The 16,258-nt window shown below is 64.8% G+C and carries 18 protein-coding genes; 6 read left to right on the top strand and 12 right to left on the bottom strand.

Features of this window, described 5'->3' with window-relative positions:
• Nucleotides 1–7: 7 nt before the first annotated feature.
• Nucleotides 8–271, bottom strand: a complete 264-nt coding sequence (locus ACVIW0_RS33055) for a hypothetical protein (protein WP_461356170.1) — start codon at nucleotides 269–271, stop codon at nucleotides 8–10.
• A gap of 302 nt (nucleotides 272–573) precedes the next feature.
• Between ACVIW0_RS33055 and ACVIW0_RS33050 the strand changes: the two genes are divergently transcribed.
• Complete coding sequence (locus tag ACVIW0_RS33050) at nucleotides 574–1,620, top strand: AraC family transcriptional regulator (RefSeq protein WP_461356169.1); 1,047 nt, start codon at nucleotides 574–576, stop codon at nucleotides 1,618–1,620.
• A gap of 259 nt (nucleotides 1,621–1,879) precedes the next feature.
• On the opposite strand, the gene ACVIW0_RS33045 is transcribed toward ACVIW0_RS33050, so the two are convergent.
• From ACVIW0_RS33045 to ACVIW0_RS33020, 6 genes are all read right to left on the bottom strand, one after another.
• Nucleotides 1,880–2,575, bottom strand: a complete 696-nt coding sequence (locus ACVIW0_RS33045) for an ABC transporter ATP-binding protein (RefSeq protein WP_461356168.1) — start codon at nucleotides 2,573–2,575, stop codon at nucleotides 1,880–1,882.
• Complete coding sequence (locus ACVIW0_RS33040; protein WP_212011941.1) at nucleotides 2,575–3,324, bottom strand: ABC transporter ATP-binding protein; 750 nt, start codon at nucleotides 3,322–3,324, stop codon at nucleotides 2,575–2,577. The genes ACVIW0_RS33045 and ACVIW0_RS33040 overlap by 1 nt, the downstream gene beginning before the upstream one ends.
• Nucleotides 3,321–4,613, bottom strand: coding sequence for a branched-chain amino acid ABC transporter permease (locus ACVIW0_RS33035; RefSeq protein ID WP_461356167.1), 1,293 nt, complete (start codon nucleotides 4,611–4,613; stop codon nucleotides 3,321–3,323). The genes ACVIW0_RS33040 and ACVIW0_RS33035 overlap by 4 nt, the downstream gene beginning before the upstream one ends.
• Nucleotides 4,610–5,557: a branched-chain amino acid ABC transporter permease gene (locus ACVIW0_RS33030; RefSeq protein ID WP_461356166.1), complete on the bottom strand. Its 948-nt coding sequence runs from the start codon at nucleotides 5,555–5,557 to the stop codon at nucleotides 4,610–4,612. Before ACVIW0_RS33030 ends, ACVIW0_RS33035 begins: the two co-directional genes overlap by 4 nt.
• Before the next feature lie 163 nt (nucleotides 5,558–5,720).
• Nucleotides 5,721–6,959 (bottom strand): branched-chain amino acid ABC transporter substrate-binding protein, encoded by a 1,239-nt coding sequence (locus ACVIW0_RS33025; protein ID WP_461356165.1) that lies wholly within the window; start codon nucleotides 6,957–6,959, stop codon nucleotides 5,721–5,723.
• Between the two features lie 312 nt (nucleotides 6,960–7,271).
• On the bottom strand, nucleotides 7,272–8,507 hold the full coding sequence (locus ACVIW0_RS33020) for a TetR/AcrR family transcriptional regulator (RefSeq protein WP_461356164.1): 1,236 nt from the start codon (nucleotides 8,505–8,507) through the stop codon (nucleotides 7,272–7,274).
• Nucleotides 8,508–8,753: 246 nt separating this feature from the next.
• Between ACVIW0_RS33020 and ACVIW0_RS33015 the strand changes: the two genes are divergently transcribed.
• Together ACVIW0_RS33015 and ACVIW0_RS33010 are read left to right on the top strand one after the other, a co-directional pair.
• Entirely contained in the window at nucleotides 8,754–9,818 is a 1,065-nt protein-coding gene (locus tag ACVIW0_RS33015) for a ketopantoate reductase family protein (protein WP_461356163.1), read from the top strand.
• Between the two features lie 140 nt (nucleotides 9,819–9,958).
• Nucleotides 9,959–10,153, top strand: coding sequence for a hypothetical protein (locus ACVIW0_RS33010; RefSeq protein ID WP_461356162.1), 195 nt, complete (start codon nucleotides 9,959–9,961; stop codon nucleotides 10,151–10,153).
• A gap of 296 nt (nucleotides 10,154–10,449) precedes the next feature.
• On the opposite strand, the gene ACVIW0_RS33005 is transcribed toward ACVIW0_RS33010, so the two are convergent.
• Genes ACVIW0_RS33005 through ACVIW0_RS32995 form a run of 3 tightly spaced genes read right to left on the bottom strand, consistent with a single transcriptional unit; the run spans nucleotide 10,450 to nucleotide 11,707 of the window.
• The gene (locus ACVIW0_RS33005; RefSeq protein ID WP_461356161.1) at nucleotides 10,450–10,608 is read right to left on the bottom strand and encodes a GreA/GreB family elongation factor; all 159 of its coding nucleotides are present in this window, start codon (nucleotides 10,606–10,608) and stop codon (nucleotides 10,450–10,452) included.
• A gap of 5 nt (nucleotides 10,609–10,613) precedes the next feature.
• Nucleotides 10,614–11,144 (bottom strand): chromate transporter, encoded by a 531-nt coding sequence (locus ACVIW0_RS33000; RefSeq protein ID WP_461356160.1) that lies wholly within the window; start codon nucleotides 11,142–11,144, stop codon nucleotides 10,614–10,616.
• Nucleotides 11,141–11,707, bottom strand: coding sequence for a chromate transporter (locus ACVIW0_RS32995; RefSeq protein WP_461356159.1), 567 nt, complete (start codon nucleotides 11,705–11,707; stop codon nucleotides 11,141–11,143). The genes ACVIW0_RS33000 and ACVIW0_RS32995 overlap by 4 nt, the downstream gene beginning before the upstream one ends.
• Before the next feature lie 115 nt (nucleotides 11,708–11,822).
• Between ACVIW0_RS32995 and ACVIW0_RS32990 the strand changes: the two genes are divergently transcribed.
• Together ACVIW0_RS32990 and ACVIW0_RS32985 are read left to right on the top strand one after the other, a co-directional pair.
• The gene (locus ACVIW0_RS32990; protein ID WP_461357492.1) at nucleotides 11,823–12,737 is read left to right on the top strand and encodes a LysR family transcriptional regulator; all 915 of its coding nucleotides are present in this window, start codon (nucleotides 11,823–11,825) and stop codon (nucleotides 12,735–12,737) included.
• 175 nt (nucleotides 12,738–12,912) lie between these two features.
• Nucleotides 12,913–13,461, top strand: a complete 549-nt coding sequence (locus tag ACVIW0_RS32985) for a carboxymuconolactone decarboxylase family protein (RefSeq protein WP_461356158.1) — start codon at nucleotides 12,913–12,915, stop codon at nucleotides 13,459–13,461.
• Nucleotides 13,462–13,666: 205 nt separating this feature from the next.
• On the opposite strand, the gene ACVIW0_RS32980 is transcribed toward ACVIW0_RS32985, so the two are convergent.
• Nucleotides 13,667–14,662 (bottom strand): GlxA family transcriptional regulator, encoded by a 996-nt coding sequence (locus ACVIW0_RS32980; protein ID WP_461356157.1) that lies wholly within the window; start codon nucleotides 14,660–14,662, stop codon nucleotides 13,667–13,669.
• Nucleotides 14,663–14,726: 64 nt separating this feature from the next.
• Between ACVIW0_RS32980 and ACVIW0_RS32975 the strand changes: the two genes are divergently transcribed.
• Entirely contained in the window at nucleotides 14,727–15,455 is a 729-nt protein-coding gene (locus ACVIW0_RS32975; protein ID WP_461356156.1) for a DJ-1/PfpI family protein, read from the top strand.
• Nucleotides 15,456–15,627: 172 nt separating this feature from the next.
• On the opposite strand, the gene ACVIW0_RS32970 is transcribed toward ACVIW0_RS32975, so the two are convergent.
• Nucleotides 15,628–16,107, bottom strand: a complete 480-nt coding sequence (locus tag ACVIW0_RS32970) for a hypothetical protein (RefSeq protein WP_461357491.1) — start codon at nucleotides 16,105–16,107, stop codon at nucleotides 15,628–15,630.
• Between the last annotated feature and the right edge of the window lie 151 nt (nucleotides 16,108–16,258).

Genomic DNA, 16,258 nt, shown 5'->3' with positions numbered 1-16,258 from the left:
TGCAGCGCTACTCCTTGGGACCTGCCGGCGGGACCAGCGGCGGAGGCGTCTCGACGCCTTCGACCCGCGCATTGTGCTTCAGCAGCCGATCGATCTTCATCTTGACGCGGCGTGCCGCCAGCAATCCCAGCACCGCCTGGATTTTACCCGTGAAATTGCGATCGCCGATGGAGAACGAGTACTGCCAAAAGCCGGGGGTGTCGGCTTCGGTAATCAGAAAACGAATTGAGCGATGAGTGCCGCTCTGTTGAGCGCGTCCTTGTCCTGCCACGATCTAGCTCGTTTGGCCATTTGCCTTGGTGCCAATCGCTCGTTCCTCTCCATTTGCAAGGATGACAAAGTCCGTCATGAATTCGCCTTTGCACGCGCCTGATTGGAGCCAATTGCGGTCGTTTCGCAGACATGGCCGGGGGCAATCAGCTAGATGATTGTCTCCGATGGGTCTTGTGATTCCGGGTCATTTCGTTGCGAGATGTTGTCAGACCGGATGCCTCGAGCAGAGGCTCATTGACATAGGTCAAAATGCGGTCCGGCAAGCCCTCGACGTTGAGCCAAAACACAGTTCGGTGCCGCATGAAAATCGTCACACGCCTTGCAAGCGCCTTGCCGTCGATACCAAGCGCGACCGGAGGGATCGCGCGTCTCGCATCTGCCCGCCTGCGGGATGCGCAAATTGAGCTGGCCCCGATCTTGTCGGCCGCCGGCCTGACGATCGACGAGATTGAGGACCGCAAGCGCCGGGTTGACGCGAGAGCGCAGATAAAACTGCTCGAGCTTGCTGCCAGGGAATTGCAGGACGACTGCTTCGGATTCCATTTGGCTCAAGGGTTCGAGCTCGGGGAGATTGGGCTTCTGTACTACGTCATGGCTTCATCGGAGCATCTCGTCGACGCCCTGCGAATTGTGGGACGTTACTGCGCGATTAACAACGAAGGCGTGCGGCTGCGGACGTCTCTGGAACGCGGGTTCGGCATCGGGTTCGATTATGTCAACATCGACAGGTCTTCGGATCGTCATCACGCGGAATTCTGGCTGATTGCGCTGGTTCGTATTTGCCGCGCACTGACCGATGGCCGGCTGGTTGCAAAGCAGATCAAGTTGAAGCACCACAGACCAGAGACGCCGTTGGAGGTGCGCTCTCTTCTCGGGTGCGAGATCGAATTCGCAGCCGACCGGGATGAGCTCCTGTTTCCGTCCCAGATCGGCGCGTTACCTGTCGTGGGAGCTGATCCGCATCTCAACAAGATGTTGCTGCAATACGCCGACGCAGCGCTCCACGACCGGGCCTCAAGGCGGACCAGCGTGCGGTCTCGCGTCGAAGATCAGATCGCCCAACTGCTTCCGCACGGCAAGGCCAACGCCGAGGCGGTTGCGCGCCGTCTGGGCATGAGCCGGAGAACTCTTGCCCGGGCCTTATCGTCCGAGGGGGCAGGCTTTGCGAGCGTGCTGGAAGCGTTCCGAATTGCACTTGCGCGCCATTATCTCGAAGAAGCGGCGCGGCCGATTTCTGAAATTGCATGGCTGTTGGGCTATAGCGAGGTCTCTTCCTTCAGCCATGCTTTCGTCCGTTGGACCGGCCTCACGCCAAGGGCGTATCGCGGCTCGAACGGCGTTCGGTGACGAGTTGACACAAGACCTCAAGGAACTGGCACAGACTAGCAAGACCGGATGGATCGCGTTCCGCTAGCCAAGTGCCATGCATTCGGATTTCTTGTCTCAACTCGCGTGTCGCTGTCGCCACGCCTGGGCCGGGCTTTTCGGCCCCATGACCAGGGACGACTGGCTATTCCTGCTGTCCATCATCTGGTTTCACAGTCTTCTGATCACAGTGATCTGGGTCCTGTACTACGGCGATTTTTGACAGCCTGGTCTGTCCGCCTCACACTTCGAGCCATTCCTCACGGACCGCCGCGTTCGCCTTCAACTGCTCCGGCGTGCCTTCGAACACGACGCGGCCGTGGCCCATGATGTAGACGCGGTTGGAAATCTTCATCGCGATCGAGAGCTTCTGCTCGACCAGCAGGATGGCGACGCCGGCTTTCGCGATCCGCGCGATCAGCTCGCCGACCTGCTGCACGATCAAGGGCGCCAGGCCTTCGGTCGGCTCGTCGATCATCATCAGATCGGGGTCGCCGAGCAATGTGCGGCAGGTGGTCAGCATCTGCTTCTCGCCGCCCGACAGCACGCCCGCCGGCGTGTCGGCGCGCGCGGCGAGATTGGGGAACATGTCGAGCATCTCCTGCAACCGCCACTTGCCGGGGCGGCGCGGGTCCTTGATGCCGAGGATCAGGTTCTGCCGCACCGTCAGTCCCGGAAAGATGTCGCGATGCTCCGGCACATAGCCGAGCCCAAGCCGCGCGATCTTGTGGCTCGGCAGGCCGACGATGTCCTGGCCCTTGAAGCGGATGGTGCCCTGCGGCGGCACCTCGCCCATGATCGCCTTGACGGTGGTGGAGCGGCCGACGCCGTTGCGCCCGAGCAGGCTCACGACCTCGCCAGCTGCGATGTCGAGGTCGACGCCCTGCAGGATGTGGCTCTTGCCGTAATAGGCGTGAAGATTCCTGACCTCGAGCATCAGTCGACCTCCTCGCCGAGATAGGCTTCCTTGACCTTCGGGTTGCCGCGGATCTCCTCCGGCGTGCCGGAGGCGATGATGTGGCCGTAGACCAAGACCGAGATGCGGTCGGCGAGGCCGAACACCACGCTCATGTCATGCTCGACGATGACGAGCGTGCGTCCCTCGGTGAGGCGGCGGATCAGCGCGACGGCGCGCTCGGTCTCGGCGTGGCTCATGCCCGCGGTCGGCTCGTCCAGCATGATCACGCTGGCGCCGCCTGCGATGGTGATGCCGATCTCGAGTTCGCGCTGCTCGGCATAGGTCAACAGCCCCGCCGGCACGTCGCGGCGATGGCTGAGATGGATGTCGTCGAGAATCTCAGCGGTGCGCTGCTTCACCTCGGGCAGATCGTCAACGTTCTTCCAGAATGCGTAGCGGTGGCCGGTCGCCCACAGCACGGCGCAGCGCACGTTCTCCCACACCGTCATGCGGGCGAACACGTTGGTGACCTGGAACGAGCGCGACAGTCCGCGCCGGTTGATCTCGAATGGCCGCAAGCCCGAGGTCACCTCGCCATTGAGGCGAATCTCGCCCGAGGTCGGCTTGATGTGGCCGGAGATCAGGTTGAAGGTGGTCGACTTGCCGGCGCCGTTCGGGCCGATGATGGCGTGACGCTCGCCCTTGGCGACGCTCAGGTTGAGGTCGCGGATGATGCGGACATTGCCAAAACTCTTCTCGACGGCGTTGACTTGAATGGCAGCGGTCATGCGAGATACCCCCGGTCACGGGCCACCGTCGCGGCGCGATCCCAGGCCTCCGCAACGCGCCGCCAGGTGAGGCGCGCGGCCAGGAAGCCGCCGACAAGGAGAACCGCCGCGGCCGCCCAGGTCGTCGGCGCCGCAGCGACAAAGGGAATGCCGAGCAGGTTGATCGCGTCGCCGCCCGAGAAGCGCGCGACGGTCTCGATGGTCAGGATGATGCCGAGCGCGAATGCCAAGGTCGGGATCGCCGCGACCAGATAGGACGGGATCACGGTGCCGAGCGTTCCGGCGCGGATCAATGGACGATGCTTCATCAGGATGCCGGCGATGCCGCCGGGCGCGAACATCACGATGCCGATGAAGATGATGCCGAAATAGAGCTGCCAGACCGAGGTGACGCTGGTCAGCCCGAGCTGCAGATAGGTCACCAGGATGGCACCCAGGATCGGGCCGAAGAAATAGGCGGTGCCGCCGATGAAGGCGGAGAACAGCACCAGGCCGGACTGCGTCGCGCCGAGATAGGCGGAGTTGGCGATCTCGAAATTGATCGCGGTGAGGCCACCGGCGATGCCGGCGAAGAAGCCGGCGAACATGTAGGCGAGATAGCGCACCACATGCGGATCGTAGCCGATGAACTCGACGCGCTCCGGATTGTCGCGCACTGCGTTGCAGATGCGCCCGAGCGGCGTGCGGGTCAGCGCGTACATCGCGATCGCCGACACCATCACCCAGAACGCGATCAGATAGTAGACCTGGATCTGCGGGCCGAAGGTCCATCCGAACAGCGGCATCAGGCCGGTGCGGTCGGTGGTGATGCCGGATTCGCCGCCGAACACGCTGCGCAGGATCAGCGACGACGAGGCGACCAGTTCGCCGATGCCAAGCGAGATCATCGCAAACACGGTGCCGGCGCGCTTGGTCATGACCCAGCCGACCAGCAACGCGAACGCCATGCCGCCGATGCCGCCGACCAGCGGGATCACCGGCAGCGGGATCGGCCAGTTGTGGCTGGCGGCCGCGTTCATGACGTGCACGGCGAGGAAGCCGCCGAGGCCGTATTGCACGGCGTGGCCGAACGACAACAGGCCGGTCTGGCCGAGCAGGATGTTGTAGGACAGCGCGAAGATGATCGCGATGCCGATCAGGCTGAACGAGGTCAGCGAGCCGCCGGAGGAGAATACCAGCGGCAGCACCACGAGTGCGATGGCGGCGAGCAGCCAGACGCCGTAGAAGCCGAGGGCGCCGCCGGGCTCCTGCTTGGCCGCGGCGATGGAGGGCGAGGGTGCGTTGGTCATGACTCGCGCGTCCCCAACAGGCCCATCGGGCGGAAGATCAGCACCAGCACCAGCAGCAGATAGGGCAGGATCGGCGCGATCTGCGCGATCGTGACGTTCCAGATGTCGGTGAGCGGCGAGGCGCCGAGGCTCGGGTCGAGCGGACCGAACATGCTGGCGAGCGAACCGTTGAGCGCGACCGCAAAGGTCTGGATCAATCCGATCAAGAGCGAGGCGATGAAGGCGCCGGGCAGCGAGCCGAGGCCGCCGAACACGATGACGACGAACAGGATCGGCCCAAGCAGCGCGGCCATGTCGGACTGCGTCACCAGCGACGGACCGGCGATCACGCCGGCAAGGCCGGCGAGCGCGCTGCCGACGCCGAACACCAGCATGAAGACGCGGCCGACATTGTGGCCGAGATGGCCGACCATGCTCGGATGGGTCAGCGCGGCCTGCACGATGAGGCCGACCCGGGTCCGCTTCAGCGTCACCAGGAGTGCGATGAAGATCACGACCGACACGACCAGCATGAAGATCTTGTAGGCGGGATAATTGGTCGAGAACACGGTGAAGGCGGGGAAGTCGAGCACCGCCGGGACGCGATAATCGACCGGGCTCTTGCCCCAGATCATCGAGACGATCTCTTCGATCGCGAACGCCAAACCAAAGGTCAAAAGCAGTTCGGCGACGTGGCCGTGCTTGTGGGTGTTGCGCAGGCCGTAGCGCTCGACCGCCATGCCGACCGCGCCGACCAGGAGCGGCGCCAGCACCAGCGCCGGCCAGAACCCGATCCAGCGGGTGAGCTGATAGCCGAAGAACGCGCCGAGCATGTAGAAGCTGGCATGCGCGAAGTTGAGCACGCCCATCATGCTGAAGATGACGGTGAGACCGCTGGACAGCAGGAACAGCAGCATGCCGAACAAGACGCCGTTGAGCGTCGAGATGACGATCAATTCAGCCACGGGGCACCCGTTTGAGACTGGGAACGGTTCACGTGATCAAAGACCTGTCGGAGGAAAGAAACGTACCTGTCATTCCGGGGCGGTCCGCAGGACCGAACCCGGAATCTCGAGATTCCGGGTTCGCTCGCTGATGCGAGCGCCCCGGAATGACTGAGGCGGCCGATCAGGGCCGCTTCATGTTGCAGGTGGTCGGAAGCATCGTCTGCTCGGTGTCGATCTTGGAGACGATGTGCCAGCCCCAGCCGGTGTTCTCCTCGTCGAACGGCTCCTTGGCCTTGTCGGCCAGCGAGCCGAACGAGGAGATGTAGATCGGCTGGAAGAACTGGTGGTCGTCCTTGCGCATGAAGCCCTCGCCGCCGTCGAACACCTCGAACTTCAGGCCTTCGAGCGCGGCCGCGACCTTCACCGGATCGATCGAGTTGGCCTTCTCGGCGGCCGCCTTGAACATCCGCATCTCGTTGACCGCGCGCGGATACCACACGGAAATGCCGGTCTTGGCGCGGAAGTCCTTCTCGAACTCCATCGCCGCTTTGTTGCCGGAGTTCGGCACGCCTTCGCTGATCTGGAACACCTGGTTCTCGAGGCCGGTCTGCTTGATCGCGGTCGGCCCGCCGGCGCCGCCGGCATAATAGGTGTACCAGTTGACCTTGAGGCCGGCGTCAGCCGCGGCCTTCAAGAGCAGCGCGAAGTCCTGGCCCCAGTTGCCGGTCACGACGGTGTCGGCGCCCGACGCCTTGATCTTGGCGATGTAGGGCGAGAAGTCGGTGACCTTGAGCATCGGATGCAGCTCATCGCCGACGATCTGGATATCGGGCCGCTTTTCGCCGAGCATCTTGCGCGCCGTGGCGCGTACCGACTGGCCGAACGAATAGTCCATATTGATCAGGTAGACCTTCTTGATGGACGCCTGGCCCTTCATGTAGTTGGTCAGCGCTTCCATCTTTATGTCCGAGTTCGCATCCCAGCGGAAATGCCAGTAGCTGCACTTCTCGTTGGTCATGCTCGGATCGACCGCGGCGTAGTTGAAGTAGAGCACTTCCTTGCCGGGGTTGCGCGAATTGTTCTTGGTGACGAAATCCTCGAGCGCGGCGCCGACCGAGGAGCCGTTGCCCTGGGTGATGTAACGGACGCCGGCGTCGACCGCCTTCTGCGCCTGCACCAGGCTTTCCTGCGGATTGGTCTTGTTGTCGAGCGGGACGATCTCGACCTTGTGGCCGAGGATGCCGCCCTTGGCGTTCAACTCGTCGGCAAGGTACTGGAACGTCTTCAGACCGCCTTCGCCAACGCTGGCGCCGCCGCCGGAGAGCGGATCGATGTAGCCGATCTTGAGGTTTTCCTGCGCGGACGCCGCGCCTCCCAACACCGTCAGCGCTGCCGCGGCGGCAACGATCAGCCTATGCATCCTGCGTTCTCCCTTTGTGTTTCTTGATCTTGAGCGATCGAGGTCGTCTCATAACCCCAATTGCCGAGCCTTCGCAACTTTCGCTTTGAATACTGCGTCAAGTTTTAGCGGGCGGTACCATGATGTTATATGCTATACGGCCGCGGAATCGGTCGAGAATTGATCGCTGGTTTGAATTACAGGTAAACTTTTGGATGAGGCCGCGTTCGTACTGGTTCGCTGTTGGAACTGACGCCGACCGCTCCCACTCCAAACCGGCTCTCTCATCATACAGCATCGCCCGCGGCCGACCTCATCCCGACCTTACCCTTTTCAGGGGTAAGGAGAAGCGGTTCGGCGCGGCTTGAGGCCCGCGAGGAACAGCCACGCGAAATGATCGGCGATCTGTATCGGAGTCCAGTCCCGCCTGGTCCTGAACCAGATCGGATACCAATGCCCCATGCCGGTGAGGATGCGCTCTGCGAAATATGTATCGATGTGGCGGAAGCGGCCCTCGTCGATCCAGCGCTGATAGCTGTTCTGGTCCTGCCGGATCGTCGCCAGCACGTCGCCGACATAGGCCTTGCGGTCAGCGTCGTTGAGATAGTTGATGTTGTGGTAGGTCGCCTTCGGCCCGCGGGGCGTGTCGTGCAGCATCAGCAGCAGGCGGATTCGCTGTACGATGTGGTCGAATGCGCCGAGGCTGTGCGCTTGCAGATGCTCGCGGATGCTGACCTCGCCGGCGAGTCCGCGTCGCAGGCAGGCCAGCAGCAGGCTCTCCTTTTCGCTGAAATGATAGTAGATGCCGGCGCGGGTCATGCCGGCATCGGCCGCGATGCTCTCGAGCGACGTGCCCGACGCGCCTCGCCGGTTGAAGCTGTCCGAAGCGATCGACAGCATCCTGTCGAACTTCGCGGCCCGCTTGGTCAACGCGGCACGTGATTCCAGGAATGGCGCAAGGCTGAGCGGTTTGGGCATCGCGGGTAGAGCGATCTCGCGCCGGTAGACGCCATGCGTGATGATGTCGTCGATCGCATCGATCGCCTGTTGCCGCGTGTAGTAGTCGCGTTCCGACAGCCAGAACGGCACCCAGTCCAGGATCGAGATCAGCGCCACCGCCGTGAGCAGCGGTTCGTCGCAGGCGATCGAGCCGTCCGCGACGCCCCGCTTCAGAATGTCCGCGAGCCGCGCGGCATTCTGCCAGCGCCTGGCATGAACTTCGCTGCTGTAGGGCGCAGCCAGCGCATCGATATCGGTGAACAGGATCATGCGCTGGCCTTCCGGCCGCAGCCGGCCGCGCACGAAGCGCCTGACGATCTCGAGCCCGTCGACCCCGGGCTCGGCGGCCGCCTCGATCTCGTACCGGTAGATTGCGAGGCCCCGCAGATAGCAGTGGAAGATCAGATCTTCCTTGTCGCGGAAATAGTGGTACAGCGCGCCCGGCACTGCCCGGACCGACGCCGCGACCTGCTCCATCGTCACATTCGCATAGGAGTGGCGGGCAAACAGCCGGGACGCCGAGACGAGGATTTCTTCAGCCCGGTCCGTGAGATCGGCGGCGACTTGCAAGCTCGAATGCCCTTCCTGGTCGGGGAACGAAAGTCCGCAGGCGAGATAATCCCCGAGATAATCCCCTTGGCAGCCGCTTGTCGATCTGCGATAGACGGTGGCATACCATACACCAGCCGGATCGTGTTGTCCGAGGGGTGATTGGGCGGACGCCGGACCGGAGACACGCTGGACGGCCAATATCGACCGGGCATCAGCCGGCATCACCCTCAGGGCAGGATTTTGGAGAGAAGGGCTTAACAGAGCATGGCGCGCAATATTCTGATCCTTGGAGCTTCCTACGGCTCCCTGCTGGGGACCAAGCTCTTGATGGCGGGGCACAACGTGTCCCTGGTGTGCCGCAAGAACACCGCCGACCTGATCAATCGCGAAGGCACCGAGGTCCGCATCAAGCTGCGCGACGAGAAGGAGCACCGCTCGATCTTCTCGCGCGACCTGCCGGGCAAGCTCGACGCCGTGACGCCCGCCGACGTCGATTTGTCGCGCTACGACATGGTCGGGCTGGCGATGCAGGAGCCGCAATACACCAACCACACCGTGCGCGTGCTGATGATCAAGATCGCGGCGGCGAAGCTGCCCTGCCTGTCGATCATGAACATGCCGCCGCTGCCGTATCTGAAGCGGATCCCCGCGCTCGCCGGCATGGATCTCGAAGAAGCCTACACCAACGCGCAGGTATGGGAGCGCTTCGAGCCGGGTCTCGTCACGCTGTGCTCGCCGGATCCGCAGGCGTTCCGGCCGCCGGAGGAGAAGGCCAACGTGCTGCATGTCGGCCTGCCGACCAACTTCAAGGCTGCCGTTTTCGCCGACGACAAGCACAACAAGGTGCTGCGCGAACTCGAAGCCGACATCGACGCGGTGACGCTGGACGCCCAGGACGTGCCGGTGAAGCTGAAGGTTTTCTCGTCGCTGTTCGTGCCGCTGGCAAAGTGGTCCATGCTGCTGACCGGCAATTATCGCTGCATCACGCCGACAGAGCCGCAATCGATCCGCGACGCCGTGCACGGCGACCTCAACCGCTCGCAGGCAATCTACGACCATGTCGACGGCATTGCGCGCAAGCTCGGCGCCGATCCGGCCGACCAGGTGCCGTTCGCGAAATACGCCAAGGCGGCGGAAAGCCTGCTCAAGCCGTCCTCGGCGGCCCGCGCGGTCGCCGCCGGCGCGCCGTTTATCGAGCGGGTCGACCTCCTGGTGAAGCTGATCTCGCACCAGCTCGGCACGCCCAGCGCCGAGATCGACAAAACCGTCGAGACCGTCGATCAGAAGCTGAACGAGAAGATCGTGCAGGGCGGCTCCAGCGCCCAGTAGCGGAACGTGCGATGGCGGGGGCATTGGTGCCCTCGCCATGCATCGGCGATCGGCAAAGTGCGGGATCGCGGCTGCCGAACGCATGGCTCGGCCGATCCGGCTGCGCTAGGCTGGCGCAGCTGCGGTTGGGAGCTACCGACATGCCGAACAAATCGCTTCCTCTCCTCGCAATCTACGGCGACCTCGATCGCGCACGCGACATCATGCGCGCCTGGCAGCCGCTCGATCATCTCTCGCCCGACGACGCCGACATCGTCGTCAAGGCAATCGCCGAAGGCATCGCGCGCGGACGCCGGCATGGCCTCGAGATGGGGCAGTGCCATCTGGCCGCGTAAGGTGCGCGGCTGCGCCGACGCCGTGCCCGAATATCGCACCTTATTGCGTGAGGTTGCGTGAGGTGAGCACGCCAGTCAGGCTCCCTCTCCCCTTGCGGGAGAGGGTGGGGAGAGGGGTGGCCCCGGGTGAGATGATCGACGATGGCTCCAGTCGCGCAATTGCGTTCAGCTTGTCGCCGTTACAAATCCGGAGAGAGCACGTCGTGTGGCACCCCTCTCCCCAACCCTCCCCCGCAAGGGGGGAGGGAGCCCATCCGCCGGTGGCTCCATCACGTCGATGTGGAGAGCCTGTGCCGCTAGTCTTCGTGCACCGCCAGAATCGTCACCGCACGGGTCTGCTGGCTCGGGGTCTGGAAATGGATGGTCTGGACGACCGACAATCCGATCACTGCGGTGCCGACCGGCGTCAGCACCGAGATGCGGCTGAGCGCGATGTCGGCCTCATGTGGATACACCGTGATCAGGGCTGGCCGATGCCGGTGAGGCCGAGTATCGCGCCGGCGGCGAGCGCGATCAGTGGGTGGACGCGGGTCGCAGTGGTGGCGATCGCGACGCCGGCCGCGATCAGGATGGTGCCCCAGCTCGAGGTCGAGGCGTGGGTGATGACGATGGCGCTGGCGGTGACGAGGCCTGCGGTGACCGGCACCAGCCCGGCCTGCACGGTGCGGCGCCACGGCCGGTCCTTGAAGCGTTCCCAGAGCTGAAGCGCGAAGCCGGTGACCAGCGACGACGGCCCGAACTTGGCGAGCGAGGTCACCAGCACGCCGGAAAAGCCCGCGACATGCCAGCCGACGAGCGGGACCACCATCATGTTCGGCCCCGGGGCGGCCTGCGCCAGCGCGAACAGCGCGCTGAATTCCTGCGCCGTCATCCAGTGATGGATGTCGACCACCTGACGCTGCATCTCGGGCAGGATGGTGTTGCCGCCGCCAAAGGCGAGCAGCGAGAGTTCGGCGAAGATCAGCGCGAGCGTGACGAGGGTTGCGGTCATGACGCCTGCCTCGACCGCAGGAAAATGCTGAGCGGCGCGAGCGCCAGCAGTGTCGGCAGCAGTGGCAATCTGAACACCGCGATCGCCAGCACGCAGAGCGCACCGATGAACAGGCCGAGCACATCGCGGCGCAACGGCCAGGCGATCTTGATCGCGGTGGATATCAGAAGGCCGGCTGCGGCGGCGGCGAGGCCGCCGAACAAATGACGGACGACCGGGTCGTCGGCGAAGCGGCCATAGATCGCGCCGAGCCCGATCACGACAGCGGTCGGCACCGCGATCAGCCCGAGGATCGAAGCCAACGCGCCGGGAATACCGCGAAACTTCAACCCGACCGCGACCGACATGTTGATGATGTTGCCGCCGGGCAGGAACTGGCAGAGCCCGAGCAGGTCGGTGAACTCGGCACTGGAGAGCCAGCCGCGCTTCTCCACCATCATGTGGCGCGCCAAGGGCAGCACGCCGCCGAAGCCGGTCAGTCCGAGGATGAAGAAGCCCGTGAACAACTCGCCGACATCGGGCGCGACATGCTTGGTGGTCGGCGCGGCGGGTATGGCGTCCATCGGCGGGCGGCTCCGGTTCGTTCGTTCTTGAGCTGACTTTAGTTGGCGGCGTGCCAAATATCCAATATATGGATGGATGAATTTGCATATCGATGAGATATGGATCGTCCTGATGATCGAACTGCGCCATCTCCGCTATGCCGTCGCGGTCGCCGAGGAGGGCCACATCACCCGCGCCGCCGCCCGGCTCGGCATCCAGCAGCCGCCGCTGAGCCAGCAGATCCGCGCGCTGGAAGTTGCGATCGGTGCCCCGCTGTTCCGCCGCCAGCCCCGCGGCGTCGAGCTCACCGCCGCCGGCCGCGCCTTCGTCGGCAAGGCGCGCGCGATCCTGCGCGACGTCGAGCTTGCCGTCGAAGCCGCGCGCCGCGCCAGCCGCGGCCAGGAGGGCCAGCTCGCGATCGGCTTCACGTCATCGGCCGCGTTCCATCCTTTCGTCACCGGGGTGATGCGCGAGATGCGCGAACGGGCGCCGGCGATCACGCTGTCGCTCGAAGAGGCTTCGACCGGCGAGCTGATCGAAGCCGTCGAGGCCGACCGGCTCGATGCCGCCTTCGTGCGGTCGCCGAGCGAGCGGCTGGAGAATTTCACGATCACGCATCTGCTCGACGAGGAGATGCTGGTGGCGTTGCCCGACCATCATCCGCGCGCCCGCAAGGACGCGCGCCGGCGGATTACGCTGGCCTCGCTCGCCGACGAGCCGCTAATCCTCTACCGCCGCCCGACCGGGCCCGGCCTCTACGACAGCATCATCGCCGGCTGCCGTGCGGCGGGCTTCAGTCCGAAGGTGGCGCAGGAGGCGAGCCGGATGGTGTCGACGCTGAGCCTTGTCGCGGCCGGGCTCGGGATTTCGATCGTGCCGGAATCGATGGCGCGGCTGGAGACCGCGGGCGTCTCCTATCTCCGCCTCGACCGCGCCACCGGCCTGGTCGCGCCGTTGGCGCTGGCGCGCAAGAAGGGCCCCGCCGCCGGCACGCTCGGCCGCCTGCTCGCCATTGTGACGCGGCGGGTGAAGGACCGCGCCGCGGTTTGATGGCGCGTTGCGCACCTGATGTCTCCGGTGGCGCGGAATGTGGGCAGTTTGGCGAACGCGCGCGCTCCGGCGCGGCTAGATAGCCTGTATCGATCCCGGCTGCCCGCGCGTCGATCGCAACGGCCCAGTTGCGCCCACGGCTTCCGGTCAATCACCACAGTGAAAGGCAGTTCCAATGGCCCGTTTTCCTGTCCATACGCACGATTCCGCCCCTGAAGCCGCGAAGTCCTCGCTGCGTGACGTCGAGGCGCGGTTTGGCATGATCCCCAACCTTGCGGCGACGATGGCGACGTCGCCCGTGCTAATCCAGAGCTTCATCGGCATCTTCGACAAGGTACACGGCGGCAGCTTCACCGAGCAGCAGATCCAGACCGTCCTGCTCACCGACGCGGTGACCAATCGCTGCACCTGGGCGGTCGCACTGCATTCCGCGCTTGGCTTGGAGGCCGGCCTGGCTGCGGCCGATGTCGACGCGATACGCGCCGGACGCTTGCCCGCCGACAGGCAGCTCGGCGCGCTCTCGACATTGGCGAGGTCGCTGATCGAAAAGCGCGGCCGGCTCGACGAAGACGAGATCGAGCGATTCCTGGCGGCCGGATTCCCCAGGGATCTCGTGCTTGAGGTGATCAACATCGTAGCGGCATCGACCATCACCAACTACACCGGCAGCGTGACCAATCCGCCGCTGGAGCCGGCGTTGCAGGCGCATGCCTGGAACGGTTGAGCCGACATCAATGGCGACGGTGCTGTACTCCCTCTCCCGTTTTTACGGGGAGAGGGTTGGGGTGAGGGGCTGTCTCCGCGCATGCGGTGCTAGTCGCGCTTGCGGAGACGCCCCCTCACCCGGAATGCATCTGACGATGCATTCCGACCTCTCCCCGCAAGCGGGGCGAGGTGAAGCGAGGCCCGCCGCTCGATTTGAGTACGTCTTAGCCCGCAAATCTGGCGCGGTAGTCCTGCGGCGTGGTCGCCAGCAAGCGCAGGAAGCTGCGGCGCATCGTCTCCTCGGAGCCGAAGCCGCATCGCTGTGAAATCCGCTTGATCGGCAGGCGGGTCTCTGAAAGCAGGTGGCGCGCGCCCTCGACCCGCAGCCGCTCGATCGTGCGTGCCGGCGTCAGCCCGGTCGCATCGGCATAGTGTCGGCTGAAGCTGCGCTCGCTCATGCCGGCCTGTTTCGCCAGCGTCGCAAGCGAGAGGTCGCCGGCGAGATGGCCGCTGATCCAGTCATGCAGCGCGCCGAACCTGTCGTCGGTCGTTTGCAGCGACAGCACCTCGCTGAACTGCGCCTGTCCGCCGGGCCGCTTGAGAAACACCACGAGATAGCGCGCGACGGCGAGCGCCGTTGCGCGGCCGAGGTCGTCCTCCACCAGCGCCAATGCCAGATCGATGCCGGAGGTGACGCCGGCCGAGGTCCAGAACGATCCGTCGCGCACGAAGATCGGATCGGACTCGACGCGGACCTCGGGAAAGCGCTCGGCGAGATCCTGCCAGAATCCCCAATGGGTCACGGCGCGACGGCCATCGAGCGCGCCCGACGCGGCGAGCAGGAACGCGCCGGTACAGACCGACGCGGTGCGGCGTGCGTCGCCTGCGCGTTTGCGCACCCAGTCGACCAGCACGGCATCCGCCGCCGCGGCGTTGACGCCGTCGCCGCCCGGAATCACCAGTGTGTCGACCGCGCTGCCGATGCTTGGCAATGGATTCACCGCGAGCCCGACGCCGGCTGATGCCTGGATGGTCGGACCATCCTTCGCAACGACGCGGACCTCGTAGGGCTCGGCATTGCCTGCCTTGGCCGACAGCGCGTTGACGGAGGCGAACACCTGCAACGGCCCGGTGACGTCGAGCAGTTGCACCGCCGGATAGGCCAGCACTTCGATCGCGCGGCGCGCTTTTGGCGGAGAATGTGGGGGCTTTGGCGTCATCGCCGAAACGTGCCGCGCTAGATCTGCTTTGTCCATAGTGCAAGGAAAGCTCGAGGGAAGTTTGATGATCGCTCATGATGTCCACTTGCGGATCGGGTCGCTGCTGTTCGAAGACATCGATCAGATCGATTTGACCGGTCCGTTTGAGGTGCTGTCGCGGATTCCGAATTCGACCTACCGCATCTACGCCAAGACCATGGCGCCGGTCCGCGACCTCAAGGGATTGCGGCTGACGCCGGATGCCACGCTGGCCGAAGCACCGCCGCTCGACGTGCTGCATGTGCCCGGCGGATTCGGTCAGGAAGCGCTGATGGAGGACGAGGAGGTCCTGCGCTGGATCCGCGAACAGGCAGCAGGCGCCTGCCGCCTGTTCTCGGTCTGCACCGGGGCGCTGCTGTGCGGCGCGGCCGGGCTCTTGAAGGGGCGCAGGGCGACGACGCATTGGGCGTCGTTTCATCTGCTGCCGTTGTTCGGCGCCACGCCGGTGAACGAGCGCGTGGTTGTGGACGGAAGCTTTGTCTTTGCCGCCGGCGTCACCGCCGGCATCGATGGCGCGTTGCGGCTGGCGGCCGAACTGCGCGGCGACGACGCGGCGCGGGCGATCCAGCTCTATATGGCCTATGCGCCGGAGCCGCCGTTCGACAGCGGCACGCCGGAGACCGCGCCGCCCGAGATCCTGCACCGGACCCGGCAGGCGACGCGCGCGATCACGGCCCAGCGCGAGGAGACCGCGCGCCGCGTCGCCGCAAGGCTGGGCGTCGTCGTTGAAGAGAACCAAAGCCTGATGAGATGAGGTTGAGCTCTCCCTTGGGAGAGGTCGATTTGCGTAGCAAATCGGGGGGCGGTCCACGAGAGAGCAAGAGCCCTCACCCGGATTGCACTGGACGATGCTTCGCGTCGCCAGAGGCAATCCGACCTCTCCCCAACGGGGAGAGGTGAACCGAGATCGCCAAGCCGATCCAGCTCTAGTTCCCCGGCTCGAAGCTGCAATCGGCGCCACCACCGGCCTTGTCCTTGATCGCAGCCGGATCGAGCGTGCAGGATAGTTTCGACAGTGCCTCGTAGATGGTGCCGGCGGCGCCGTCGCTGGGCACGCCGGCCAGCGCCACGGTGGCGAAGATCGCGTTGGCTTCGCGTCCCTTCACGGTGTGGGTCCTGCTGCCGAAGGTCAGTGCGCAGGAGCGCGAGGTGATGTCGACATTGCTGGCGCGGCAGACCACCTTGTCGGCGGTGACGACGATCTTTTTGCTGATACGGACATTGCTGTCGCCGTTGAAGAACGTGGCGACCGCCTTCTTCTGCTTGGCCGGCAGCGGCGAATAGGGCGCCACCACGCCGGCGAGCGCCAGCGCGACCGAGCCGGATGTGGTCGCGGGTGCGGCCCAGGCCGCGGTCGAGGCCAGCGACAATGAACTTGCCAGGATCGTCAATCGGCCAAGTCCCATGCCAAGTCTTGTGCCAAGTCTGATTCCAAGCCTCATTCCCGTCTCCAGTTGCGGCGCATTTTCGGGCGCGGAATCGCTAGCACGTCTCGCAGACTGAAAGGGTGATGCCATTCACATGGCGTCCCGCAACTTCGCGTGAGGGGGGCTGCGC

It is taken from the genome of Bradyrhizobium sp. USDA 4454, from assembly GCF_054822705.1.
Note: the sequence above shows the minus strand (reverse complement) of the source record. Positions and strands in the feature narration are given on the sequence as shown.

Bases quoted from the DNA above. Each gene is read 5' to 3' on its own strand.
- ACVIW0_RS33050 (WP_461356169.1), top strand. From the start codon at position 574: ATGAAAATCGTCACACGCCTTGCAAGCGCCTTGCCGTCGATACCAAGC.
- ACVIW0_RS33045 (WP_461356168.1), bottom strand. From the start codon at position 2,575: ATGCTCGAGGTCAGGAATCTTCACGCCTATTACGGCAAGAGCCACATC.
- ACVIW0_RS33040 (WP_212011941.1), bottom strand. From the start codon at position 3,324: ATGACCGCTGCCATTCAAGTCAACGCCGTCGAGAAGAGTTTTGGCAAT.
- ACVIW0_RS33035 (WP_461356167.1), bottom strand. From the start codon at position 4,613: ATGACCAACGCACCCTCGCCCTCCATCGCCGCGGCCAAGCAGGAGCCC.
- ACVIW0_RS33025 (WP_461356165.1), bottom strand. From the start codon at position 6,959: ATGCATAGGCTGATCGTTGCCGCCGCGGCAGCGCTGACGGTGTTGGGA.
- ACVIW0_RS33015 (WP_461356163.1), top strand. From the start codon at position 8,754: ATGGCGCGCAATATTCTGATCCTTGGAGCTTCCTACGGCTCCCTGCTG.
- ACVIW0_RS33010 (WP_461356162.1), top strand. From the start codon at position 9,959: ATGCCGAACAAATCGCTTCCTCTCCTCGCAATCTACGGCGACCTCGAT.
- ACVIW0_RS33000 (WP_461356160.1), bottom strand. From the start codon at position 11,144: ATGACCGCAACCCTCGTCACGCTCGCGCTGATCTTCGCCGAACTCTCG.
- ACVIW0_RS32995 (WP_461356159.1), bottom strand. From the start codon at position 11,707: ATGGACGCCATACCCGCCGCGCCGACCACCAAGCATGTCGCGCCCGAT.
- ACVIW0_RS32985 (WP_461356158.1), top strand. From the start codon at position 12,913: ATGGCCCGTTTTCCTGTCCATACGCACGATTCCGCCCCTGAAGCCGCG.
- ACVIW0_RS32980 (WP_461356157.1), bottom strand. From the start codon at position 14,662: ATGACGCCAAAGCCCCCACATTCTCCGCCAAAAGCGCGCCGCGCGATC.
- ACVIW0_RS32975 (WP_461356156.1), top strand. From the start codon at position 14,727: ATGATCGCTCATGATGTCCACTTGCGGATCGGGTCGCTGCTGTTCGAA.
- ACVIW0_RS32970 (WP_461357491.1), bottom strand. From the start codon at position 16,107: ATGGGACTTGGCCGATTGACGATCCTGGCAAGTTCATTGTCGCTGGCC.